The organism is Psychroserpens mesophilus, assembly GCF_050617655.1.
GTDB classification, from domain to species: domain Bacteria; phylum Bacteroidota; class Bacteroidia; order Flavobacteriales; family Flavobacteriaceae; genus Psychroserpens; species Psychroserpens mesophilus_A.
Genome location: NZ_JBODQC010000278.1, coordinates 1 through 258, shown reverse-complemented (window position 1 = coordinate 258; position 258 = coordinate 1). Strand labels below are relative to the sequence as shown.

Genomic DNA, 258 nt, shown 5'->3' with positions numbered 1-258 from the left:
CGAGTTGAGCACCTGCACTTCGTTGGAGCTTGCGCCATAGCCTGCGGGCGCCAGGCGATCGCCGCTGCTGCTCAGGGACAGCTGGAACTGCTGGCCGAACTGCGCCTCCAGCTGGGGCGTGTGGTTGCCATAGCTGCCGCTGGCACCGACCTGCAGGCCCAGCGGGAAGGTGAACGGGTGGTTGTCGCCCTGGCCGCAGTACTTGATGACCCGCCAGGCCACGGCCAGTTCCTCGAAATCGCTGGCAACGTTCTTCTG

General features: G+C 65.9%; 1 pseudogene. It reads right to left on the bottom strand.

Annotated elements, in window-relative coordinates:
* Nucleotides 1–258: pseudogene (locus tag ACRHNM_RS17255) on the bottom strand (hypothetical protein); the annotation flags it as partial.